23 protein-coding genes and 2 pseudogenes are annotated in these 22,568 nt (G+C 39.1%); 13 read left to right on the top strand and 12 right to left on the bottom strand.

The window, feature by feature from the left end; all coding sequences use genetic code 11:
• Nucleotides 1-283: 283 nt before the first annotated feature.
• From EI546_RS00725 to EI546_RS00745, 7 genes and pseudogenes are all read left to right on the top strand, one after another.
• Complete coding sequence (locus tag EI546_RS00725; protein WP_128248748.1) at nt 284-1,636, top strand: IS110 family RNA-guided transposase; 1,353 nt, start codon at nt 284-286, stop codon at nt 1,634-1,636.
• Nucleotides 1,637-1,682: 46 nt separating this feature from the next.
• Entirely contained in the window at nt 1,683-1,973 is a 291-nt protein-coding gene (locus tag EI546_RS00730) for a barstar family protein (RefSeq protein ID WP_128248749.1), read from the top strand.
• Nucleotides 1,974-2,597: 624 nt separating this feature from the next.
• A complete protein-coding gene (locus tag EI546_RS16065) occupies nt 2,598-2,765 on the top strand; it encodes a hypothetical protein (protein ID WP_164905138.1) in 168 nt (55 codons plus the stop codon).
• A 57-nt stretch (nt 2,766-2,822) separates the two neighbouring features.
• Entirely contained in the window at nt 2,823-3,122 is a 300-nt protein-coding gene (locus EI546_RS00735) for a hypothetical protein (protein ID WP_128248750.1), read from the top strand.
• A 305-nt stretch (nt 3,123-3,427) separates the two neighbouring features.
• A pseudogene (locus EI546_RS16370) lies at nt 3,428-4,076 on the top strand (reverse transcriptase domain-containing protein); the annotation flags it as partial.
• A 99-nt stretch (nt 4,077-4,175) separates the two neighbouring features.
• A complete protein-coding gene (locus EI546_RS16375) occupies nt 4,176-4,526 on the top strand; it encodes a group II intron maturase-specific domain-containing protein (protein WP_240673205.1) in 351 nt (116 codons plus the stop codon).
• A 164-nt stretch (nt 4,527-4,690) separates the two neighbouring features.
• The gene (locus EI546_RS00745; RefSeq protein WP_128248751.1) at nt 4,691-4,924 is read left to right on the top strand and encodes a hypothetical protein; all 234 of its coding nucleotides are present in this window, start codon (nt 4,691-4,693) and stop codon (nt 4,922-4,924) included.
• A gap of 669 nt (nt 4,925-5,593) precedes the next feature.
• Here EI546_RS00745 and EI546_RS00755 read toward each other — a convergent pair.
• From EI546_RS00755 to EI546_RS16300, 4 genes and pseudogenes are all read right to left on the bottom strand, one after another.
• Nucleotides 5,594-5,876 (bottom strand): annotated as a pseudogene (locus tag EI546_RS00755) (transposase zinc-binding domain-containing protein); the annotation flags it as partial.
• Complete coding sequence (locus EI546_RS16380; RefSeq protein WP_317127453.1) at nt 5,857-6,222, bottom strand: tyrosine-type recombinase/integrase; 366 nt, start codon at nt 6,220-6,222, stop codon at nt 5,857-5,859. The gene EI546_RS16380 and the pseudogene EI546_RS00755, both read right to left, overlap by 20 nt.
• Nucleotides 6,223-6,263: 41 nt before the next feature.
• Complete coding sequence (locus EI546_RS00765) at nt 6,264-6,629, bottom strand: tyrosine-type recombinase/integrase (protein ID WP_317127434.1); 366 nt, start codon at nt 6,627-6,629, stop codon at nt 6,264-6,266.
• On the bottom strand, nt 6,626-6,979 hold the full coding sequence (locus EI546_RS16300) for a phage integrase N-terminal SAM-like domain-containing protein (protein WP_205649770.1): 354 nt from the start codon (nt 6,977-6,979) through the stop codon (nt 6,626-6,628). Before EI546_RS16300 ends, EI546_RS00765 begins: the two co-directional genes overlap by 4 nt.
• 237 nt (nt 6,980-7,216) lie before the next feature.
• On the opposite strand from EI546_RS16300, the gene EI546_RS00770 reads away from it, so the two are divergent.
• A complete protein-coding gene (locus EI546_RS00770) occupies nt 7,217-7,867 on the top strand; it encodes a porin family protein (protein ID WP_128248752.1) in 651 nt (216 codons plus the stop codon).
• A gap of 384 nt (nt 7,868-8,251) precedes the next feature.
• Complete coding sequence (locus EI546_RS00775) at nt 8,252-8,644, top strand: DUF1398 domain-containing protein (RefSeq protein ID WP_128248753.1); 393 nt, start codon at nt 8,252-8,254, stop codon at nt 8,642-8,644.
• Between the two features lie 238 nt (nt 8,645-8,882).
• Here EI546_RS00775 and EI546_RS00780 read toward each other — a convergent pair whose 3' ends face one another.
• A complete protein-coding gene (locus EI546_RS00780) occupies nt 8,883-9,989 on the bottom strand; it encodes a DUF2207 family protein (RefSeq protein WP_164905139.1) in 1,107 nt (368 codons plus the stop codon).
• 160 nt (nt 9,990-10,149) lie between these two features.
• On the bottom strand, nt 10,150-10,686 hold the full coding sequence (locus EI546_RS00785; protein WP_128248755.1) for a DUF2207 domain-containing protein: 537 nt from the start codon (nt 10,684-10,686) through the stop codon (nt 10,150-10,152).
• A 438-nt stretch (nt 10,687-11,124) separates the two neighbouring features.
• Between EI546_RS00785 and EI546_RS00790 the strand changes: the two genes are divergently transcribed.
• Entirely contained in the window at nt 11,125-11,955 is an 831-nt protein-coding gene (locus EI546_RS00790; protein WP_128248756.1) for a CvfB family protein, read from the top strand.
• A gap of 89 nt (nt 11,956-12,044) precedes the next feature.
• Here EI546_RS00790 and EI546_RS00795 read toward each other — a convergent pair whose 3' ends face one another.
• The 3 genes from EI546_RS00795 to EI546_RS00805 all read right to left on the bottom strand — a co-directional run bounded on the left by EI546_RS00795 (nt 12,045) and on the right by EI546_RS00805 (nt 15,158).
• Nucleotides 12,045-12,638 (bottom strand): superoxide dismutase family protein, encoded by a 594-nt coding sequence (locus EI546_RS00795; RefSeq protein ID WP_128248757.1) that lies wholly within the window; start codon nt 12,636-12,638, stop codon nt 12,045-12,047.
• Nucleotides 12,639-13,032: 394 nt separating this feature from the next.
• Complete coding sequence (locus EI546_RS00800; protein ID WP_128248758.1) at nt 13,033-14,247, bottom strand: bifunctional alpha/beta hydrolase/OsmC family protein; 1,215 nt, start codon at nt 14,245-14,247, stop codon at nt 13,033-13,035.
• Nucleotides 14,244-15,158, bottom strand: coding sequence for a diacylglycerol/lipid kinase family protein (locus EI546_RS00805; RefSeq protein WP_128248759.1), 915 nt, complete (start codon nt 15,156-15,158; stop codon nt 14,244-14,246). The genes EI546_RS00800 and EI546_RS00805 overlap by 4 nt, the downstream gene beginning before the upstream one ends.
• A 50-nt stretch (nt 15,159-15,208) precedes the next feature.
• Between EI546_RS00805 and EI546_RS00810 the strand changes: the two genes are divergently transcribed.
• Complete coding sequence (locus tag EI546_RS00810; protein ID WP_128248760.1) at nt 15,209-16,189, top strand: App1 family protein; 981 nt, start codon at nt 15,209-15,211, stop codon at nt 16,187-16,189.
• 122 nt (nt 16,190-16,311) lie between these two features.
• Here EI546_RS00810 and EI546_RS00815 read toward each other — a convergent pair whose 3' ends face one another.
• Both EI546_RS00815 and EI546_RS00820 read right to left on the bottom strand, forming a co-directional pair.
• Nucleotides 16,312-16,836 carry a PRC-barrel domain-containing protein gene (locus EI546_RS00815; protein WP_128248761.1) on the bottom strand — a complete coding sequence of 175 codons (525 nt, stop codon included), beginning with the start codon at nt 16,834-16,836 and terminating at the stop codon, nt 16,312-16,314.
• Nucleotides 16,837-16,847: 11 nt separating this feature from the next.
• A complete protein-coding gene (locus EI546_RS00820; protein WP_128248762.1) occupies nt 16,848-17,510 on the bottom strand; it encodes a hypothetical protein in 663 nt (220 codons plus the stop codon).
• A gap of 200 nt (nt 17,511-17,710) precedes the next feature.
• Between EI546_RS00820 and EI546_RS00825 the strand changes: the two genes are divergently transcribed.
• Both EI546_RS00825 and EI546_RS00830 read left to right on the top strand, forming a co-directional pair.
• A complete protein-coding gene (locus tag EI546_RS00825; protein WP_128248763.1) occupies nt 17,711-18,832 on the top strand; it encodes a vWA domain-containing protein in 1,122 nt (373 codons plus the stop codon).
• 86 nt (nt 18,833-18,918) lie between these two features.
• Nucleotides 18,919-20,382, top strand: a complete 1,464-nt coding sequence (locus tag EI546_RS00830; RefSeq protein ID WP_128248764.1) for an AAA family ATPase — start codon at nt 18,919-18,921, stop codon at nt 20,380-20,382.
• A 277-nt stretch (nt 20,383-20,659) separates the two neighbouring features.
• Here EI546_RS00830 and EI546_RS00835 read toward each other — a convergent pair whose 3' ends face one another.
• Complete coding sequence (locus EI546_RS00835; protein WP_128248765.1) at nt 20,660-22,399, bottom strand: amidohydrolase; 1,740 nt, start codon at nt 22,397-22,399, stop codon at nt 20,660-20,662.
• Between the last annotated feature and the right edge of the window lie 169 nt (nt 22,400-22,568).

The raw sequence follows: 22,568 nt of genomic DNA on the forward strand, positions 1-22,568 counted from the left end.
GTGAATCCCGCTACTGCGCTTATACTGGACGTTGTGGGCTATCCCACCTATACCCCACCATTGACTCCCAAAGCTAACGTTGCGCATTTACTTTTTTCATAAATTAGTGATGCTCTTTGCAAGGCCGATTTTTCAACTGTTGCTCCCTCGGGAAGCACGAGCGCAATCCTGGTTGAGATGTTTGCGATGACTCCAGTGGCGGTGCCGATCTTTGGGCAACCCCGATCAGAATATTTACAAGCCAAAAGCACATCTCCTCAGAGCTATTTTAAACTCTATAACTATGGAAGAAACTGTTTCAATGGAAATTGTCAATCCCCATGCTGCGGGAATAGACATTGGGAGCCGCTCACATTGGGTGGCCGTTGGCCAATCCGAACCGGATGTTCGCGAGTTTGGCGTTTTTAATCAAGATCTTTTTGCCCTGGCCGATTGGTTGGATGAAAGGAAAATCATGACTGTTGCCATGGAAAGTACTGGTACTTATTGGCAAAATCTCTATGCAGTTCTTGTCGCTCGGGGTTTTCACGTAATCCTGTGCAATGGCAAGTTTACCAAGAACATCAAAGGAAAAAAAAGTGATGTAATGGACTGCCAATGGATACAAAAGCTGCACACTCTGGGACTGCTCAGCGGCAGTTTCCTGCCCGATGGACAGACCGAGCAGTTGCGCACCTATTGCAGGCACAGGTCCAATCTGCTCCATGCGGCAGCCTCTACCTCCAAAAAAATGCAGAAATATCTCAGACTGCTCAATTTCCGCTTGGATGTGGTAGTGAAGGATATCTGTGGCCTTACGGGACTTTTGATCATTCGCGCAATTTGCCAGGGGGAAAAGGATCCGCAAAAGCTTGCGTCACTAAGGCACGGCAACTGTCGTAGAAGTGAAGAGGAGATAGCCAGTGCTTTGCAATCAAATGGAAGAAAGGATTACCTATTCGCTCTTGGGCAGGAATTGGAGACCTATGACCACCTGCAATTAAAAATAGGACAGTGCGACAAGGAGATAGCAAAAATGCTCGAGGAGATCATCGGTTCGGACGACAATAAGCGGGAGCACCACATTGATCCAAAACCCCATAAGAGGATCAACAAAAACACGCCCAGGGAAATAGACCTAAACTTAAAGTCGTATCAGATGTTCGAGGGAACAGACCTATTGGCCATAGAGGGAATGAGCTACTCCACAGTTCTGGCACTAATGAGTGAGGTGGGAATCGAAGGGATCCGGAAGTTTCCAACCGCAAAACACTTTGCGAGCTGGTTGCGATTGGCGCCAAACAATAAAGTAAGCGGTGGCAAGGTGCTATCCAGCAAAGTGCCCAAGGGTAGCAACCGTTTAAAAATTGCGCTACGCAATGACGCAAATGCCATAGGGAACTTAAAAGAATCAACCCCATTGCGTGACTTCTTCCATCGTGTCAACTTTAGAAAAGGACGCGTATCGGCCATTAGTGCCACAGCACGAAAGCTTGCAGTGATTATTTGGAACATGGTGGTCAAGGTACCCTATATAAATCCAGAAGGGTACCTATTCCTAGACCAAAAAAGAAAGCTGGGATTGGTGAAGCGTATAAAGAAACAAATCGATAAATTTGGTTTGACCAATGAAGATATAGGTTTTGTAAATACCTAATAAACAATTAAATATAATACGTTAGTCAGAATTTGAAAAAAATGAAATGACAACATTCAAAATCGATGGTAAGAAACTAACTGATTGGAATTCATTTCACTCTGAATTTAAATCCGAACTAAATTTTCCAGATTATTACGGAGAAAATATGGATGCTTGGATTGACTGTGTTGATAAATTAACCGAAAAGCTAACATTATTGCAAATTGAGAATGGTAAGTTTCTAAAAGAAAATAAACCTGAATTACTAAATGCTATTTTAGAGTGTGGAGCTTTTGTCAATTATAGAAAAATAGAGCAAGGCGAAAAACCGAATTTAATAATTGCAGTTGATTAAAAAATGATTGTTCCTAATATAGAAATTGTAACAATATTAGTCGTAATATTTTTCGGATTTCCAATAATTTGGAATGCTCGAAAAAACGGACTTTGGAAATCCTTCAACTTTATCAGACTGATAAATACAATTAATAATTCCTTAATAATTCAAGGAATAATCGGACTGATTTTAATTCTTCTGACTCGGTTATGGAGTTCAGCGAGCTTTAAATTTGACAGTTTTATTGCTGGAACAACTTATACATATCTAATAATCGGAATTTTTATGGTGTGTACTTGCAAAAGTTAGTACTAACCCACGCAACTACTCATAGCCGAGACCGTTGTACCCTATTTAAAGAATTAAAAGGTTAAAAGAAACAATTTCAGGACTAACCCTCCACTCAAAAGTTGGTGTATGTGTAAGCGAAAAATCAACTTAAAACAAACAGAGTAGCCGAAGAAGTGAAAATCGAAAGAGTAACATTTTTATAAACCTAATTTTATCATCACGAAATATATAATAAAATTTTCTGTTTTTATAATTACCGCACTATCATTTGTAAACTGTTCAAATGATAATTCTTCAGTCGAAGATATAAGCCGTGAATTGAGAAAGCCATTTCTTGAAAATAAATCCTATTTGGAGATAAAAAAAGATTTCAGTATGTTATCTAGCATAGAAAAATATCACTTATGGGATGAGAAATTAGAACAAATTTTGACTCAAGCCTTACCCCAAGACCAAAAAGAATTGATTCTAAGGTTAAAAGTCGAGTTTGCCAAAAACTATGACATTGAAAATAATTAAATTAAAGAGATAAGTCTATCATTAGCTAAATTTATTCCTGAAGAAGAATTTAAAAAGATGTTTTTTGAGTTGAATGATTACCATCCATCTGATTCAAATAAACTTATTCCCTCAAACGAACAACTTCTTGCAGAGCTGGAGGAATCCACTTTTTATTACAGAGGAGGAGGGGAAGACCCCGATACAGGGATAGGGCTCCCAGATTGTAATTGTAACTTGTTAGCAATAACAATCATTACAGAGAGAGCCTATTTATTTTCTGTAAGGCTGGCGTCATTCAGATGGCAAGAACTTTATTCAGGCTTATTCACGGAACTTGGGAAACTGCATACAAATGCCAAGGGAAATGTACAATAAGAACAACTTAGCGGCAAAATACCGATAGTGTATGCAGAGGCAGACCGAGCCGTAGTAGTGTTGAAGTTTCCGTAATGGAAATGGAGCGAAGGGCTTGGGTTGTACCGTTACATTTTATTGACTAACTCATACAAATGAGGATGAATTTATGGAATGAGACAAAATCGATACCGATAAGTCGCCAAATGGTTTGGGAGGCTTATCAGAAAGTGCGTTCCAACCAGGGGAGTGCGGGCGTGGATGCGATAAGTATGCAGGAATTTGATGCAGACCGCAGCAAACATCTCTACAAACTCTGGAACCGAATGGCATCGGGGAGTTATTTCCCGCCACCCATCAAAGAAGTGGAAATACCCAAGAAGGACGGAAGTATCCGAAAATTGGGCGTACCCACCATAAGCGACAGGGTGGGACAAACGGTGGTCAAAATGTTCATCGAACCGCGATTAGAGGAAGTATTCAGTTCCAATTCTTACGGGTATCGACCTTATAAAAATGCACATCAAGCATTGCAAAAGGTTCGTGAAAACTGTTGGAAACAAGACTGGATAATCGACCTTGACATCAAAGGGTTCTTCGACAATATCGACCACCAGAAACTGATGCTTGCCGTAAAGAAGCACGTACCCGAAAATTGGGTCATTCTTTACGTCAATCGGTGGTTGGAAGCGCCCGTTTTTACAACATCCGGACAGCTCGTCCAAAAGCAAGGAAAGGGAAACACCACAAGGGGGCGTAATAAGCCCATTGTTGGCAAACCTATTTCTGCATTATGCTTTTGATAAATGGTTGAAAAACACGGATAAGGATGTACCGTTTTCACGTTATGCCGACGATGTGATCATACATTGTAAAAGCAAAGCTCACGCAGAACAGGTACTAAATGCGTTACACCAAAGGATGGCATCCATAGGGTTGGAACTGCATCCACAAAAGACGAAAATCGTCTATTGCAGGGACTATCGCCGAAAGGGAAAACACCCCATTGTCAAGTTTGACTTTTTGGGCTATTCCTTTCAGCCGCGAAGTGCATTTTCCAAGAAAACGAAGAAAATGTTCTTAGGCTATGACTGTGCCATCAGCATTAGTTCGAGAAAACGGATCGCCGACAAATTGGAAGAACTCAATGTGAACAAGTTAAATTTTAAGAATATTGTAGGGGTTGCCCACTACCTCAATCCAATGATAAGGGGATGGGTACACTACTATGGTAAATTTAAGATGTACGAACTCACAAAAGTCTTTTGGTTGCTCAGTGCGCGATTGGTTTGGTGGGCAAGGAGAAGGTACATGCGATACAAAACCAGCATGGGGAAAGGCTATAAATGGTTGGCAACAATTAGGGATCAATTTCCTACCTTGTTCTACCATTGGCTATTTCCCGAAATCAATGTAATCGCTTAGATTTGTACAACAAGAGCCGTATGATGGGAGACTATCACGTACGGTTCCGTGAGAGGCTTAGGGTGAAACTCCCTTTGCCTACTCGATTACTTGGCCGTTAGTCAGAAGTTAAAAAATACACTCAAAAAATTAGATGGTAGAATTAAAATTGTAACTTTGATACTATGGAGGTAAGTTTAGAAAATAAAAAAATCGAATTAATTCAATGGTTGTCAACATTGAACGATAAGACTTTGATTGACAAATTAATGAAATTAAGAGAAAAAGAAAAAACCGATTGGTGGAACGAAATTTCAGCAAAAGAAAAAGAATCTATTGAAAAAGGGATTCAAGATGCTGATAACGGAAAATTGACATCCCACTCAAAGGTGAAAGAAATTTATGAAAAGTGGTTATAAGATACTATGGACTGACCACGCAATTTCTGAACTAAAGGAAACTATTGAATACCTCGAAAACAACTGGACTGAAAAGGAAATAAGAAAGTTTGCTGCAAAATTAGACCACACAGTAGAGTTGATCTCAAAAATACCTGAAATTTTCCCTGAGTCATTTGAGAAAAGAACATCCGAAAAGCTGTCGTTGAAAAGCATAACAATCTTTATTATCGAATTAATAAAAATTCAATTGAGATTGTTTCATTATTTTCAAACAGAAAGAAAACCGTTGCACAATAACTAAGCATTCGTGTCGGAACGACTCAACATGAATGCAGTGTTGACTGAACCGGTGTTTGTCGGTCAGCACTATGGGGAATGGTCTAGTTTGGGTTGGGGTATTAGGGGTTGCGTTCTCCTGTTTTTGGAGTAATAGTCTCTCTTACTTCTTTGGAATTTAAAGAACTTGGTGTATTTAATGCGCACTATTCTTGGTTTTTCGGTATTTTCAATGTTTTTCTTCAGTTTTAGCCATAGGGGTCCCGTTACGTCGGGATTCACGTTTTTTATATAGGTCTGTTTAACTGTTTTTTGATTTGCTCTTGCCAGTGTTGTGGTGGCCCACGGGCAGTGAAGGTCGCAATGGTAACAAGCTTTCCTTTCTTACAGACCGGACACTTGCGGTGCAAGAAAGGAAACGTTCAATAGATCTGCCTCCCTTGCCCGGATCCATTCCTCCTTTTTGTGTCCCTGGCACTTGGGACAATGGCGGTTTCTGCAACTGTTGTAGCTAAGGTGGAGCTTATGGCAGGCAGGATTGTCGCAGCGGTCTATGTGGCCACCAAGGGTCGCGGTGCGGCACTTGCGAAGGGCGTGCAGGGTGCGTGCCTGCCAACTGTTGGCATAAAGATCGGCAAGGTGCTCCCCTGTTGCGCTCCAATACGTGCGCTACTTCATGATCGGGACAGGACATCCCTATTGGCCATAGAGCCTGTCCAGCGGACTGAACGGCTTTTGTCTTCCCGATTGTGCCATTCCGATAGAGATCGGGACAGGCTATGAAGGTAGATAAGCGTAGTCTGGATATCCGCATGCCCCAAGAGATCCTTTACGCTCATAATGTCCAGGCCCATTTCCAAGAGATAGGTGGCATAAGTGTGGCGCAGGATATGGGCGGTGATCTCCTTTGGGATCCCGCTTTGCTTGCGGGCCTCACGTACGATCCATTGTATTTCCTGTGAGGAAAGCTGTGCAGGACTGCCTGTTTTATCATTCTGACTAACGTTTTTTAACTTTTTGATAATCAGTAGATTGAAAATCGATTATTTCCCTTTCTTTTGACTTCAGATTTTGCTAAACGTTAGCCTGAGGAGTCAATGCTTTTGGAATATCTTGGATTGCCGGTAAAGCACCAGGTAGTGGGGTTTTCCGCCAAGAAGTACTTCCTTAGACCACGGATCTGCATCTCGGACAGGGGAACATACCGGTCCTTGCGGCCTTTGCCCTGGCGCACGTGCACCATCTTCCGGTCAAAGTCCAGGTCCCTGCACTGTAGGTTGCGGAGTCCAAAATTGCGAAGTCCACAACCATAGAGCATCGCAAGTACCAATCGGTGCTTGAGCAGTTTAGGGGTCTTCAGCAGTTGTTTTATCTCCCTTTGGTTCAACACAACGTGGAGTTTCTTGACACGTTCAATGCTCGGGAGCACCACGTGCATCTCTTTCATCCCGAAGATGCGGTAGGCATAGCGGAGCCATAAACGGTGTGCTTGAAAAGAATGTCCGAGGGTGATTTGTGCTGGGACTTTAAAACGTGCAGATAGTCCAGCACCTGTTCCTCATCGAGGTCAAGTGGGCTACAGTTGAAGTGGAGTGCGATGTGCGCCATGCAACGGGCATAGTTGGTAAGGGTGCTCTGGCTTTTCCCGGCGAGCTCGACGGAACGCTTTAGTTTTTGGTAGAGTGTGGCAAATTCCGGAACTGAAATACAGGCCCTTTGGATAAGGGTGTCATTTTTTTTTATAATATTGAGTATTAGATTAAATCCTATCCTAAAGGTGGTGAATCCTGATATTATTGTCCCGTGAAGCTACCTTTAGGTTTAGTTCAACATTAGCTATAAGCAATGCGGGATAAGTGCAAAACGCGAAAGCAGTTGTATATTTACGAAGTCGCCAAAACTTTTTGGGGATTTGAATTATAAAAAATTAAAGAACAAAAGTTTTGGCTTATTGCGAGCCCGAAAATGATTGCATTTTTGCCCCGCACTGCTCATAGCCGAGACGTTACAAACAATTAAAAACAAAAACTAACAGTGAAAAAAATTACTTTTATTATTGGATTAACATTATTGGCAACCAATATCTTCGGCCAAAATACTTCCACAGAATATGGTTTAAAAGCTGGAATAAATTACTCAAAATATACTCCAAATATTGAGATTAAGGGAATTGACATCGTGGATTTTAATGGCAAGTTCGGCTTTTATTTAGGTGGTTTTGTCAATTTTGGCTTTTCTGACATTATAAAATTACAACCAGAATTAATTTTTGCTATACAGGGCACTAACACATCACAAGAAATTGAAATAAGGTTTTCTCCCCACCAAGAACCCGTCTTCGGAGAATTAAAAACAAGAATTACGGAATCAACTATTTCGATTCCAATTATGTTACAAATATATCCAACGAAAAATTTTTATATTGAGATTGGACCACAACTTGGATATATCGTGAGCACGAAAGAAAAAGTTACGGATAACCCATTTCCGGAATTCGAAAGCCCTTTCGGAGCTAGTGAAGATTGTCCGAATTGTGATAAATTTGATTTGGGTGCATCTTTAGGAATTGGTTACAATTTTACAAGACTAATTGGAATAAACGCCAGATATTATGCTGGTCTAATTGAAAGAAATAAGACTATAAAATCATCAGTTATAAATTTAGGTATTAATTACAAATTGTAGAAAAACTGTTTGTAGCACTGTATAAAAAAAATAGGACGGTAAGTGCCAAACCCAATGTTCCAGGTGTATTTGCGAGGTCGCCAAATTTTTAAATTTGGCTCATTAAGAAAAATTATTAGTAAAAATTTAAAAATTTGGCTTGTGTTTAACCGAAAAGCAATTGCATATTTACAGCCCTACTTCTTTAATTCCAAACCTCAGACTGCGCAACAATCCCTCATTTTGACAACTTTGTTGATACAGCCTGCATCTTGGTCTAATTGGCTTTATTTTCATAATTCGGATTTTGTAAGATGTTTCAACCGGGACCAACCCATAAATATAGTTATACCGAATCCTTTAACTAACGATATAATAAAAACAAAAAATTAAATAAGACATTCAATGTTTACAATAGAACAAATTGATTTGGTACACAGTAAAGTTAAATCGGGTGCTGATTTTCCTCAATATATCCAGGAGATCAAAGAATTGGGTGTAATGGCATTTGAAACTTGGGTTGCAGATAGTCACACGCTATATTTTGGAAAGGATAATTTTCGGATCGAATCAAGTCCACAGTATGAAGAATTGAAAATATCGGATATTACTGACAAAGAAAAATTTGAAAAATACTTGAAAATACATCAAAAGGGAGAAACAGACTATTTCACTTTCTGTAAACATTGCTCTGAGACAGGGATTGAGAAGTGGATTGTGGACCTTGAAAAAATGACTTGTATTTATTATGATAAGGACGAGAATGAAATCTTAATTGAAAAGGTGCCAACCCCATAAACAGAGATCCCAGTCCGCAGAATGAGTTATGTCACGATTTTTTTTGATTGAAAATCCCGATTAATTTAGGGTACAACTTTTTTCTGGTCGTAAAATTAAGATCCAACTTTATCGAGTAACTTTAGTAGTATTGAAAGATGAAAATAAATATTCAATGTTCAATAATCAATAATCAATAATCAATAATCAATAATCAATAAAAAATAAACAGTAAACAATAATAATAAATAATAACCCTCTACCAACTTCTTCCTCCTCCACGTCCCGCGCCGCCACCTGAAAAACCGCCTCCGCTGCGTGAGAATCCGCTGCTGCTGCTTCGTCCCGATGAACTTGATCTGGAAGAGCTATTACGACGGGGAGCCATAGTGGATATTGAAATCCTGTTGCCATATGCAGTTGCGAAACTGCTGGTCGAAAATCTGGATCCGGAACTGCTTTTATACCAATCGGGTGCGTGCTGAATGAGATTATCAAATTTTGCCGACCATTCTTTTAAGAAATTGAACGCTACCGCATAGGGCATTGTTTTTTCAAAATAATAGGGATCCTCTTTTAATAACATTTTTATACGGTCAACCTCTGCAATTTTAATAAATTGATAAAACCCTAAAAGTTCGGGCATTAAAGATTTTCCGAGCTCATTTTTACCCCGCATTCTATTCAGTAAAAAGGCAAAGCCGATTGGAAAGATAAGAAAGAAAAAAATGAAGTTCAACATTAGGAGAGGAATCATTAAAAAGGTTTTAAATTCAAAATAGAAAGTGAAGACAATTGGGAGAAGGGTTATACTGAAAAATGCCCAAAGCCAAGAAAGAACAAGAATGATTATTTTCCACTTAATCAATTTTGATTTTTTGCGAACATAATATCTTTCAGAGTTTCGGGATAATAATCTCTGCGAGGTCATAGCCACACCTCTAAGATTACTGGCCCAAACTTCGTCCTTTCCTTTAAATATGGTTTCAAAAAATATGCGTTCGTAATCAGCAACCGAAGTGGATAGTTCCTTAAGTTTTACCAACTTTAAATCTTTCCGCAATGGTTTTTCGGATGGAGATCTTTCTTCCAACCTGATTATACCGTTGGCGGCCCAATATGGAATTAAAGCGGTAACATCGCGAAAATCGGGTATATCGTCTATCAACATTCCAGCCATAGCAGGATCAAGGCCTTCGGGGGGATAATAACTGGTAACCGCAATTATATTATCACCTCGAATCTGTTTTCTAACATATAGAAATAACCCTATAAAAATCGCTGCCAAAATTCCTATCCATCCATACCTCTTCCAGAGAGGTGGCGACAAATCGACTTTGGGAATTAAGGAAATCGGTATGTTCATTAATACTGTTACGCTCTGTCCCATAGATGAGTGGAAGCCAGACTTGGATTTTGCCGAGAAAATATTTCCAGAGTAAGCATAATCAAATTCAGAAGAAGGATATTCGTTTCCCGAATTTCCTGAATAAACAAAGCAGTTTTCGGTAGAAAGTGAAGCGCCTTCAGGAGCGTGGATCGAAAAATTTATCTGATAAAAATCCGCTTCCCGCTTCCCAATCGGCAGGCTTTATATTCCAATACAATCTAGCGAAATCATCCGTAAAGAAAAGGGCATTCTTTACCCGGTACCGGATTTCATACTTCTTATCAATTACGACATATTTTTCCTTGTCACCAATTTTGATACTTAGGTTTTTGCCTAATCTTTTTCCGAGAAATTCGTTTGTGGTAAATTTTTCTCCAGGAACTTCGATGTTTGAGATGAAGATTTCCCGTCTGGTCACTTTTCCGTCTTCATCGGTAAAATCAAATTTGGTGGTTATATCCCTATAAACCCCGTGCTTGGCCTGGGTAAAATTTAAATCGTATTTTTCAACAACGTCGAAATAGCCTTCAGGGTTCAGATAGATATCCGCCGTGAATTCTCTGACAACAAAGCCCTGTGCAAACCCGCTAATACTCACAGAAAGAAAAAGCACTATTTGAATGATTCTTTCCATAAATAATATCTCCGGACTTTTAATACTCTTTTTAATCATTCATCTCATTTATATTTAAAAACGAATTTTATTAGATATGGCAATTGGGGATGAAATAGTGAAGGTATCTTAAGTGTTAATTACTATGCCTAGATTATCGTCCAAAGGTATTTGGTAATGGACAAGGAATTTAAATATGTACTAATGTACTAAAAAACTGGAATAATTGCGCTAACCGTTTGAATTGCATCATAATACGGTAATAATGATGTACCGCGGTGTTTTGTCTTACAGAAAAATTTGAAAGCTTAATGTTAATTACTTACACTTCAGTTAACTTAAAAGAATAATTATATGCTGAATGACGTAATAGGGTAGAGGATTTTGAGACATAAGGCAAAATCAAATAATTTCACACCAGTTTTCGGTGAAATTTTGTTGCGATTTCTATTCTCCTTGGGTGTTATTTTACTCGATAATACCTTTATCTTTGCTTCTATGATAAAATTGGGAGAACACAATACGCTTACCATCCTTCGAGAAACCGATCCGGGATTATATTTGGGAGATGAGGAAGAAAATGTGGTGTTATTGCCGCATAAATATAAACCAGAAGAATACGAAATTGGTGATCAACTGGAAGTATTTGTCTATCTGGATAATGAGGAACGGCCCATTGCAACTACTTTGGAACCGTTCTTACTTCTCAATACCTTCGGCTATTTACATTGCAGCGCGGTAACGGAATTCGGCGCCTTTATGGACTGGGGTCTGGAAAAACAACTTTTTGTGCCCTTTAAGGAACAGGCCCGCCCAATGAAACAGGGAAGCTGGTATATCGTGCGCTTATATCTGGATGAAAAAACAAACCGACTTGTAGGATCCAGCAAAACAAATCACTTTCTACAAAATAAAGAATTGACAGTTGAACCATTTGAGGAAGTGGAAATTCTCGTTACACATATTACCGAAAAGGGTGCAAACGCTATCGTCAATGGCGTACATACAGGATTGATATATATAGAAGATATTTTTGAGGATATTAGAAGTGGGGATAAGATTAAAGCCTTTGTGAAAAACATACGCGAGGACAATAAAATTGATTTGGTATTGCAAAGGCCCGGCTATCGTAGTATTGAACCGAATGCCAACTATATTAAAGAAGAACTTGAGGCGGCTGGTGGTTTTCTACCACTTCACGATAAAAGCGATCCCGAGACCATAAAAAACCAACTGGGAATGAGCAAAAAAAGTTTTAAAAAGGCCATTGGTACGCTCTACAAGGATAAGCAGATAATCATCAAGGAAGATGGAATAGAACTGAAATAGGATTTATGGAATTCTGCATTTTTTAATTAGAAATCATAAAAAAACCACTCGATTTTGAGTGGTTTTTTCGTATTTAGAATTAGAGATAGTTATTTTATTACTCCTCCGCAGGCAACTCTACCTCCGGCATTACCAGTGGGTTGCGATACAAAGTCGTCAGCATCTTGATGTACGATTACTGCCTTTCCAAGAATATCCTTGTTTTCATCACCGCATCCTATGCACCATTCGTCTGTTGTCATAGTAATGGCTGCATATCCATTCTCATCTGCTTCGAGATTGCCAATATCTCCTTTATGATATCCATCCTTATCTCCCCATTTTCCATGTTTTTGATGGGTTGGGTTCCAATGTCCTCCTGCTGAGGATGCATCCGCAGCACTACAATCTGCTTTTTCATGGAGATGGATGGCGTGGGTTCCAGGCTTTAATCCAGTAAACTTTGCCTCAAGAGTTACCATTCCATTCTTTTCAGAAAAATGGGCTTCTCCCTCTGCTTTGCTATCGCTTTTTGGTTCCAACATAACCGTTACCGTTTTAGGAGCTTGGCTTAGATTATGGTTGGAGGTTGTTTCTACGACCGTATCCTTGGTCTCGTTCAGATCGTCAGATTTTTTGTTGTCCTTGCAACCCACAAATGCAAAAATTAATGTGGCAGTGCATAAAAGTACTAGTTTTTTCATTGGTGTAATTGTTTGATGTTAACGTTGATTTAAGTAATTAAAGATAATATATGAAATTTCAATGCACAAGATTTTATTAAAATCTTAGCATAAGGGCGAGGGGTGTTTAGGGTTTGAGGTTCCAGGTTTTTGGTTTCAGCTTGCAGGTTACTGATTTCCGGCTGAAGGGTTTCTCCTCTTACGCCTAAGCTTCTCCGGGCAAAGGGCTGCAGGTTGCAGGTTTTAAATTCTTTGATTCTTTGTTCTATTATCAAATTTCTCTTTTATTGGTCCAGGTTTCTTCCCACTAAACTATCTTCGGCGGATAAGTGGGGCTTCCTACTAAAGCTTCTGCGGAAAAGTGGTTCTTCCTACTAAAGCTTCTGCGGAAAAGTGGTTCTTTTGTGCCAATTCTTCAATCCATTCTCTTAACCAACACCTGAATATTACTCGTCAGTGTTTTATGAACTGGACATTTACTTCCTATTTCAATAAGACGGTGTTTTTGTTTTTCCGAAAGATTGCCTTCCAACTTAATTCCGACGGAGAAGGAATCGATTTTGGCGGAGGGATCTTCACAATTTTCACAATCGATGACGTGATCTTTGGAATAATCCACGTTTACGGTTACATTTTCAAGCTGCCATTCTTTTCTTCGGGCATACATCTGGATTGTTAATGCTGTACAAGCGGCAAGTCCTCCCGAGACATAATCGTATGGCGTGGGGCCATATTCATTCCCTCCAAACTTTGCCGGTTCATCAGCAATAAGCGAATGTCTACCTAATTTAAGTTGGGTCGTGAACTTTTGATCTCCGTCTAAGCTGGCCGCCACGTGACTATTGCTACGAAGTTCCTTTTCGTCAGGAATCTCAACATAGCGGGATGCCCAACTTGCAATTACCTTCCCTACATATTCCGAATCTTCTCTTTTCGAAAGCATGTGATCGGCCGTGTCGAGAGAAACAAAGCTCTTGGGATGTTTGGCTGCTTTATAAATATCTTCCGCGTTATTGATATTTACTATCTTATCCACAGGAGAATGGAGTATCAAAATCGCTTTGTTAAAACTCCCGACAATTTCTTGCAATGGCTTGTTTTTAAGGTCGTCCAGAAATTGCTTTTTAATAGTAAAATCCATTCCTCCCAAATTAATCTTTGCTTTTCCCTTTTCATTTATCTCGGATGTACTACTTCTCAGAAGATTTGTTAAGTGTGAAGGTTGACTTGGGGAGTTAATAACAGCCACAGCTTTGATGGAAGAAATCTGGGCAGCAGCAAAAATAGCAGCGGCTCCACCCAGAGAATGGCCTATAAGTAGGGTAGGAGCTTGATAATGTTTTTCTAGAAATTGGGACGCTTCTAAAAGATCAGCGACATTTCCTGAGAAGTTGGTATTTTCAAAATCGCCTTCGCTTTCGCCAAGCCCTGTAAAATCAAAGCGAAGAACACCAAAACCCTCTGCAATAAGAGCACGGCCGATATTTTTGATAGCGGTTAAATTTTTAGTACAAGTAAAACAATGGGCAAAAACTATAAGGTTGTGTGGTTTTCGATTTATGGGAAGTTCCAATCGCCCGGCAAGTTTTTCTTCGTTTTTATTTTTAAAAGTTACCTTCTCAATTTTCATAAGTGTTGTTCTTTTTTATGCAATTCCAAATAGGCCTGAGGAACCGCGATTGTGAGGCTCTCTTTTTCAATAAGGACTTCGGCAGATTCTATTTCACCCATAAATTCCCCATCAATTTGAAAAGGAACTTTTGCTTTGTTCTTTATCGTAGCTTTATCAGTGGAAATAACGCTGACAAAATCGGGCGACATTTCGGGCTTTTCTTGTGCGGTCTTTAATATTTCGATGAAATCTAGATTCTTAAAAACCAATATTTCAAATTTCCCATCATTTATTTTTCCGTCGGGATTAATGTTAGCACCTGTTCCGAATTTGTTCGCATTTGCTATCGCAAGTAAGATACCTGTTTTCTTTTCAATTCCCTGTGCGGTTTCAATTTCGAATTCAAAGGGATAATCGCTATTAAAAATTGTAGGAATGGATTGTAAAAAATAACCCAGTTTTCCCCGAATGCCAGAATTCTCATAATTTTTAACCAGCTCTGCATTTATTCCTAAATCGGCAATGTGAAGACAGAGTTTGTTATTTATAAAAATGATATCCATTTTCATAATATTATCCGATAAGGCGACATCAATTTGTTGTGGAACTTCTGTTGGCAGGCCTATATTCACAGCCATGCCATTGGCCGATCCTGCAGGAATAATCCCAAGACATATTTCTTTTTGATGTATGCATTGGGCCACCAATGAAACGGTGCCATCTCCACCAATAACCAAAACCCTGTAGGGATTATCTTCGTTAATTATTCGGTCTATTGCGGCTTTATCACCTTCACCGGTAGTTTTGTAAACCTCCAGAGAGAAATTTCTGCTTTTTATTTCAGAACAGACCAATTCTATAATATTATCCTTATCATTATCTCCCGCGATAGGATTTACCACTACTAGAATTACATTTTCCGATTTCATTAGTAAAATTTGAAATTAAAATTAAGTAATTTGGAAAGCATAAATCGTTAATGAACTCTCAATTGGTTAAACTCGATCTCAAATTATACCGTGGCTATGTTAATAAGGAGGAGTTGGTTGTTTTTGGTCATGTGTTCAAATCTTGGTCGCCAGATCATTATAGAATGGATAGGCGCGGCATACGGCATGCCGTCTCTATTATCCATATGTTTCGAATAAAACCGCAGAAGAATGTGGCAGTGACCTTGAAATTCAAAAATTTAGAGGTAACCACTAAAACTCTCGATGATGGTTATTTCCGTTTTACCATTCCTTATGAAGAAAATCTTGAATCCGGTTGGCATCCCTTTCAGGTAATTTGTAAAGTTTATGATTTTGGCATAGTGGAATGTTCAGAGCTTTTAAAGCCTTATGAGAGTAAAGTAGGTGTGATTTCAGATATCGATGATACTTTTTTGGTCTCGCACAGTAATAATTTCTTTAAGAAACTGTACGTGCTCTTGCTGAAAAATATAAATAAGAGGAAGGTTTTTGAGGATGTGGTGCCGCATTATCAAAGTTTAAGTCGGGCAGGGCAGGAGAGTGAGGAAGCCTCAAATTCATTCTTTTATGTCTCTAGCAGTGAATGGAATTTGTATGAATTTATAGATTCTTTTATTCGAATCCACGAACTTCCAAAGGGTGTTCTCAAGTTGAAAAAGATAAAGACTGGAATTTCAGATTTCCTATTTACAGGTCGGGGCAGCCACGATCATAAATTTGAAAAAATAAAGGATATTATAGGCTTTTATCCGCGTTTGAATTATGTATTATTGGGTGATGATTCACAAAAGGATCCTTATTTATATGAAAGGGTAGTCAAAATATTCCCCCAAAATATTAAGGCGATTTATATTCGCCAGACGGGCCACGGAAGGAAAAAGAAGGTTGAAAATGTTCTAAGGAATATAGAATCGATGAACGTGGCAGTTTGTTATTTTAAAAGTAGCAGTGAGGCAATTGCCCATTCCGAAAGAATTGGGATTACATAAAACAAAGAAACCGACACAAAGAGGGCTTTTTATAATCTTTACAGCATTTAATATTAGTGTTAATTTTGCTGGTTAAGATTGAAATAAAAAATCCAGTTTAGGTCGGCTTCTCCTTTCAATTACTATTCTCTCTTCCTATATCTATCCTTGTCAAATTCTTCTCTTTCATAAAAGGAATCATCTTCATAAATAGTATCCGGCGGAATATTATCGCGATGATATGAATCAAACACCGCTCTTTCATATTCTCGGTTCACTGGATAATTGGCATTAAACCTTTTGGTTCCTGCAAAGGTTCTGTGATTTATCGCTTGGGCGTGTACAACTTTGTTATCAGTATCAATACTCACCATACCTATGGGAACGATTACGTGGTTTTCTCCATCTTTATTTATGAATTCACGTATTTCCGCATGTGTAGGTCTGGCATAGGGATCGTGGTTTAAATCGATAACGGAATGGTCTACTTCTACGTCTAGATAAACAACGCGCCTTGCTGCTTTATTTACCAAGAGATTGTCAACCTTTCCTATTACCCGGTTATCGGCATCCCGAACCGTCCAACTACGTACATCCGGATCATCATCAGCTACTTTATAATCGGATAGCTCATCAAGTTTATATAAATGTTTTTCTTCTTTTTCCATAATTTAATTTTTTATCGGTTATCTGTATTATCGTTCATATTTTGTAAAAGCCTAGCGGACTTGTCAAAGAAGGCGTCTATGCTGGCTGTCTGTGTATCCAGGGTTTTGGTTCCATCAATTCCAGAAGCAGCTGTTTGTACTTCTTTATAATTATCTGATAGATTGTCATTAACTTTTTCCTGAATTGTTTTCAACGCTTTGGAAATTTCATCCGCTGCTTTTTTGGCGTTGTCTGCTTTCGTATTGGTATCCGGATCATTAGTAAGATTTTCAGCGCTGTTCATTGCCGCAGAGATGTTGTTAGTTACATCTACCGAGTCAATTTCGGCTTGTCGCTTTACCGCGGTAATTAATTTAAAGAATGCGGTTCGATAAAAACCTCTATCGGAGTCTCTAGTGTCAAGATTATCTACATATCTGAAATAATCGGCAAATGCTTCTTCATTTCGAACGGTACCATAAGTTCCCGTATAAAGTGTAGTTTCCTCCATTCGATTGGTGTCTTGATAAGGTTCGTTCACCTGCGAAATGGTATCGCGCACTATTACGTCATCGGTACGATCAAGGTTCGCATCATTTCGGTACCAAAAGAAATAAACAATCAGAAGAATGATTACTACCAACAAGACCCATGGCCAGATTGGTTTTTTCTTTTCAATTTTAATTTCTGCCATAATTTTTGTTTTTAAGGTTGATTATTTTGTTAGCAATAAAATTAAATAACTCATTTTAGAAATCTGCCCAAGGTATTGTTAATGAATCAGTTAAAAAATTATTAAAAAATAAACCCGAAATTTTGACTAGCGGTCTGGATTTGGTATTAGTTTAACGTTTGTACTTTTATTCTAAACAGAGATTGTATTAATTTTAAAAAATGGATCAAAAAACAATTAATAGCGGATTCGTATTTACCAAACACATTGCTGAGGAACAATCTCCTTTTGAGCGTCTCTTCGATATTTTTCAAGAACTGATAACCCATACTTCTGGAGATTTTGAAGAGGCTATGGATTGGCTGAAACAATTGGATGAGGAATATAATTTGACTACTGAAGATTATACACTCGATGATTTTGTGGAGGATCTGAAAAAGAAGGGTTATTTGCGGGAAGAAATTGACCCCGATGGAAAAAATGGACTGGTCATTACTGAAAAAACCGAAAGGGCACTTCGGAAAAAGGCATTGGAACAAATTTTTGGAAAATTGCGAAAAAGTGGTGCCGGAAATCACCGAACAAAATATACGGGGATTGGAGATGAACGGGCGGGGGAATTTAGAAATTTCCGTTTTGGAGATTCTCTGGACAAAATTTCAATGACCGAAAGCCTTAAAAACGCACAGATAAATCACGGAATTGGAGATTTTATCCTTTCTGAGAACGACCTGGTGGTTGAGGAAACCATGTATAAAACCCAGATGAGTACTGTCCTGATGATAGATATCAGTCATAGTATGATTCTTTATGGTGAAGATAGGATAACCCCTGCCAAGAAAGTTGCAATGGCTCTTTCCGAATTTATCTCCACTCGCTATCCCAAAGATACCTTGGATATTCTTGTCTTTGGAAATGATGCTTGGCCAATACAAATAAAGGATTTGCCTTATTTAAAAGTTGGACCTTACCACACCAACACTGTTGCGGGTCTTCAACTTGCTATGGATATGCTTCGGCGAAAAAGGAATACCAACAAACAAATATTTATGATCACAGATGGCAAGCCAAGTTGTATGCAACTGCCCGACGGTCAATATTATAAAAACAGTATGGGTCTTGATCCTCATATAGTCGAAAAATGCTATGCTATGGCGGCACAAGCGAGAAAATTGCACATTCCTATTACCACCTTTATGATAGCCGAAGATCCTTATTTAATGCAATTTGTGGAACACTTTACAGCTGCCAACAAAGGGAAGGCGTTTTATACGGGTCTAAAGGGTTTGGGAGAAATGATATTTAGTGATTACGAAACGAACCGAACAAAACGAATACGGTAAATTTCAAATAAAAAAGAACAGAGAAGAGAGAATAGAGAATGACATTTCTTTTCTCTTTCTACTTTTCTCTTAATAGCAAAAAACTTATGAAAATAGAAAATATCAAAACTTTTGGTGAACTTAAGGAGTCGGGGTACGAGTCAAAGTCTATAAAGGATGAATTGCGTAGGAATCTACTCCAGAAAATAATGAAAAAAGAACCTTCGTTCGTCGGGATTCACGGATACGAACTTACCGTAATTCCCGAACTGGAGCACGCAATTCTCTCCAAGCATAATATTAATCTCTTAGGTCTTCGTGGCCAGGCCAAAACCCGATTGGCGCGACAGATGGTTGGGCTTTTGGATGAATATATACCTATAGTGGAGGGGAGTGAGATAAACGATGATCCCTTCAAACCCATTTCACGCTACGCCAAAAATTTAATGATGGAGAAAGGTGATAATACACCTATCAGTTGGCTGCATCGTGATGATAGATTTTTTGAAAAGTTGGCTACACCAGATGTTACCGTAGCAGATATAATTGGCGATGTTGATCCCATAAAAGCAGCGAACTTAAAATTGAGCTATGCCGACGACCGCGTAATCCACTTTGGTATGATTCCACGAAGTAACCGCTGCATTTTTGTTATAAATGAATTACCAGATCTTCAGCCGCGCATCCAGGTTGCCCTCTTTAATATATTGCAGGAAGGCGATGTGCAGATCAGGGGATTTGCAGTTAGATTGCCATTGGATATCCAATTTGTCTTTACGGCAAACCCTGAAGATTATACCAATCGTGGCAGTATCGTTACACCTTTAAAAGATCGAATTGGTTCTCAAATATTAACTCATTATCCCGAGGATATTGAAACCGCTCGGTCTATAACAGATCAAGAAACAGCTGAGGCATCGAGGACAAAATCCAATATTTATGTGCCGGATCTGGCCAAGGATATATTGGAACAAATTAGTTTCGAAGCGCGAGAAAATGTTTTTATAGATTCAAAAAGTGGTGTCAGCGCACGGATGAGTATCACGGCTTTTGAGAATTTGTTAAGTACTGCGGAAAGGAGGGCCCTGCAGAATGGAGACGAGAAAACCACCGTTCGTTTGGGAGATTTTGTTGGTATAATCCCAGCAATTACTGGGAAGGTGGAATTGGTTTATGAAGGAGAGCAAGAAGGTGTTTCGCAAGTGGCACAGCAACTTATTGCCGATGCGGTAAGTAGTATCTTCTTTGAGAAGTTTCCAAAAATAGAAAAACTCACCAAACAAGGTGACGTCGATCCTTATGTGGAAATCGTTGCTTGGTTTTTTGAAGAGAATGATTTTGAGTTGCTGGATTCTTTTACGGATGAGGATTATCAAAATGCATTGGATAGGATAATACCCCTTCAACAACTGGTAGAAAAATATCAGCCTGAGATACCTAAAAAAGATAAATATTTTCTTAAGGAAGTGATTCTTTGGGCTCTTTCTGAAAATAAAAAGCTGAGCAAGTTCAGTTTAGGAAATGGAACGCATTTTAGGGATTTATACGGCAGTTATATTGATGGACTTTAATGTTGGATGGTTAGAGAGGAGTACGTCCCTGATATGATTATCCCCAAGAATCTGTTGGAAAATATATATTAGGGACTTGTTTCCTGTCGGTGTTCGTGAATTTTGTTTTAGGGATTAAAGTTCTAAATTTCCAGCACCTAGCACCTCGCAGCCACCATCTAGCACCCTGCATCTAGCTCCCAGCATCCAACATCTAGCATCTAGCACCCAGCATCTAGCACCTAACATCTAAAAATCCACCCTCGAACCCCAACCTCTACCAACCACCATCTAAAAACTATCGACTATAGACGGTTTTTCCTTCCTTAATCGACTCCATAATTGCGATATCGTGGATTGCGGAGGGGTCAATTTTAACGGGGTTTTTATCTACAATAACAAAATCTGCCAATTTTCCTTTACTGATTGTCCCTTTCCTATGTTCTTCAAAATATTGTTTTGCTGCCCAAGTGGTCAAGGTTTTTATTCCTTCATAAGCAGTTAACCTTTGATCGGGGCCTAAAATTTTTCCGCTACGGGTTACTCTGTTTACGGTAGCGTCCAAAACTCTCATTGAATTTGGCATGGTTACGGGAGCGTCATGATGGGAAGTTAGATTTATACCTGCAGCCAAAACATCTCGAGTGGGTGAGATGTATGATGCTCTTGGCTCTCCCAAAACAGATTCCGAATGCCAATCGCCCCAATAAAAAGTGTGCATGGGGAAAAGGGAGGCAAACATATCCAACCGCACCAAATCTGGGATTTGATTTTTTCTAAGGGTTTGCCCGTGGATTAAAACTGTTCGATGGTCCGGATATCCGTATTCTTTTTCAGCAGCCTCTACCGCTCTTATATATTGGTCAATTGCTGCATCTCCATTACTGTGACAAATTAGTTGCCATTTGTTTTTAAAAGCGGTCTTTACAAGTTTTGTAGCCGTACTGTCATCCATAACCGGATAGCCTTCATAGCAGCCTTTTCGTCCTTCGGGGTTAACGTGATAACACTTGGATAGCCAGGCCGTTTTTCCTTGAGGCGAGCCATCTAATGTAAGTTTTACGCCGCCAATTCTAAATTTATGATTGTATTCGTGGGATGGGCTAAAATCGTCCTGGGCAATATAATCCGTTCCCAACGCAATATCGGGATAGGCAACAACATCGATAAAGAAAAGATTGTTTTTGGCACCTTCTTTAATTGCTGTAAGCTGTTCTGGAGTTGTCCGTCCGTCTTGCGCGGTTAAGTAACCATTTTGTGCATATTCCTCCTGTCCTTTCTTTAGGAATCTTACAGCCATCTCATCATCCATTTTTCCCAAAATACCAAATAATACCTCGAATGCCGCGGCTTCCTCCAAAACCCCATTTGGATTTCCATTTTCGTCCCTTCGAATTACTCCTCCCTCGGGATCTTTTGTGTTTTTTGTTAGTTTTAGTAATTCTAGGCCCTTTGTGTTCACTACGGATAAATGGCCAGACTGGTGTGTGATGATTACGGGGAATTCAGTACTAACTTTATCTAGATCTGTTGCCTTGGGGTGATTTTTTTCTTCAAGTTGCGAGTCGTCATAACCGGTACCCATAATCCAGCCCATTTTATCAAGTATGTATTTTCCGTCGGAAGTGTCCTTATAATCGCTAAGGGTTTTTACCACGCTCACAATACTTTGTCCTGGTCCGTCTGGGGGTGGTAAAAGGTTAGCGGTAGTAGCAGCAAAACCCACGTTAAAAAAATGCCCGTGGGCATCAAGAAAGGCAGGCAGCATTGTTTTTCCCTGTAAATCTACTTCCGCAGCTTTCCCTTTATATTGCTTTAAGGCTTCTTCCTTGGTGCCTACAAAAACAATCTCACCATCTTTTTGAACTACGGCTTCGACGTATTCAGGAACTTCGCCTTCCATCGTTAGGATATCTCCGCCATAATAAATAGTATGATTTATGGAATTTGTTTCAGCTACATCATTCAATTCCTTGTTTTTTTCTTTACAGGAAATTATTAAGAGGAGAGAAGCGAAAATGAGAGTAATTTTTTTCATATAATTGTGAAGTTAGGAGTTTGAATTATTAATACTGAAGTTGCACTTTGTCCCGTTTCATTACGTAGAAGCAAATCAAAAATAGTATTATTTTTGAATTATATGTTAGAAAAATTAATGGAAAACAATTTTAGAAAGAATGTTCTGATTCATTATCATCCAAAGAGGA

The organism is Aequorivita sp. H23M31 (assembly GCF_004022485.1).
Taxonomy (GTDB): domain Bacteria; phylum Bacteroidota; class Bacteroidia; order Flavobacteriales; family Flavobacteriaceae; genus Aequorivita; species Aequorivita ciconiae.

Coding starts and splice junctions, on each gene's coding strand:
- EI546_RS00730 (WP_128248749.1), top strand. CDS start 1,683: ATGACAACATTCAAAATCGATGGTAAGAAACTAACTGATTGGAATTCA.
- EI546_RS00795 (WP_128248757.1), bottom strand. CDS start 12,638: ATGAAAAAACTAGTACTTTTATGCACTGCCACATTAATTTTTGCATTT.
- EI546_RS00820 (WP_128248762.1), bottom strand. CDS start 17,510: ATGGCAGAAATTAAAATTGAAAAGAAAAAACCAATCTGGCCATGGGTC.
- EI546_RS00735 (WP_128248750.1), top strand. CDS start 2,823: ATGTTTTTTGAGTTGAATGATTACCATCCATCTGATTCAAATAAACTT.
- EI546_RS16375 (WP_240673205.1), top strand. CDS start 4,176: ATGTTCTTAGGCTATGACTGTGCCATCAGCATTAGTTCGAGAAAACGG.
- EI546_RS00790 (WP_128248756.1), top strand. CDS start 11,125: ATGATAAAATTGGGAGAACACAATACGCTTACCATCCTTCGAGAAACC.
- EI546_RS00780 (WP_164905139.1), bottom strand. CDS start 9,989: ATGAACATACCGATTTCCTTAATTCCCAAAGTCGATTTGTCGCCACCT.
- EI546_RS00765 (WP_317127434.1), bottom strand. CDS start 6,629: ATGAAAGAGATGCACGTGGTGCTCCCGAGCATTGAACGTGTCAAGAAA.
- EI546_RS00800 (WP_128248758.1), bottom strand. CDS start 14,247: ATGAAAATTGAGAAGGTAACTTTTAAAAATAAAAACGAAGAAAAACTT.
- EI546_RS00805 (WP_128248759.1), bottom strand. CDS start 15,158: ATGAAATCGGAAAATGTAATTCTAGTAGTGGTAAATCCTATCGCGGGA.
- EI546_RS00810 (WP_128248760.1), top strand. CDS start 15,209: ATGAACTCTCAATTGGTTAAACTCGATCTCAAATTATACCGTGGCTAT.
- EI546_RS00815 (WP_128248761.1), bottom strand. CDS start 16,836: ATGGAAAAAGAAGAAAAACATTTATATAAACTTGATGAGCTATCCGAT.
- EI546_RS00725 (WP_128248748.1), top strand. CDS start 284: ATGGAAGAAACTGTTTCAATGGAAATTGTCAATCCCCATGCTGCGGGA.
- EI546_RS00785 (WP_128248755.1), bottom strand. CDS start 10,686: ATGATTAAAAAGAGTATTAAAAGTCCGGAGATATTATTTATGGAAAGA.
- EI546_RS00825 (WP_128248763.1), top strand. CDS start 17,711: ATGGATCAAAAAACAATTAATAGCGGATTCGTATTTACCAAACACATT.
- EI546_RS00745 (WP_128248751.1), top strand. CDS start 4,691: ATGGAGGTAAGTTTAGAAAATAAAAAAATCGAATTAATTCAATGGTTG.
- EI546_RS00830 (WP_128248764.1), top strand. CDS start 18,919: ATGAAAATAGAAAATATCAAAACTTTTGGTGAACTTAAGGAGTCGGGG.
- EI546_RS00775 (WP_128248753.1), top strand. CDS start 8,252: ATGTTTACAATAGAACAAATTGATTTGGTACACAGTAAAGTTAAATCG.
- EI546_RS00835 (WP_128248765.1), bottom strand. CDS start 22,399: ATGAAAAAAATTACTCTCATTTTCGCTTCTCTCCTCTTAATAATTTCC.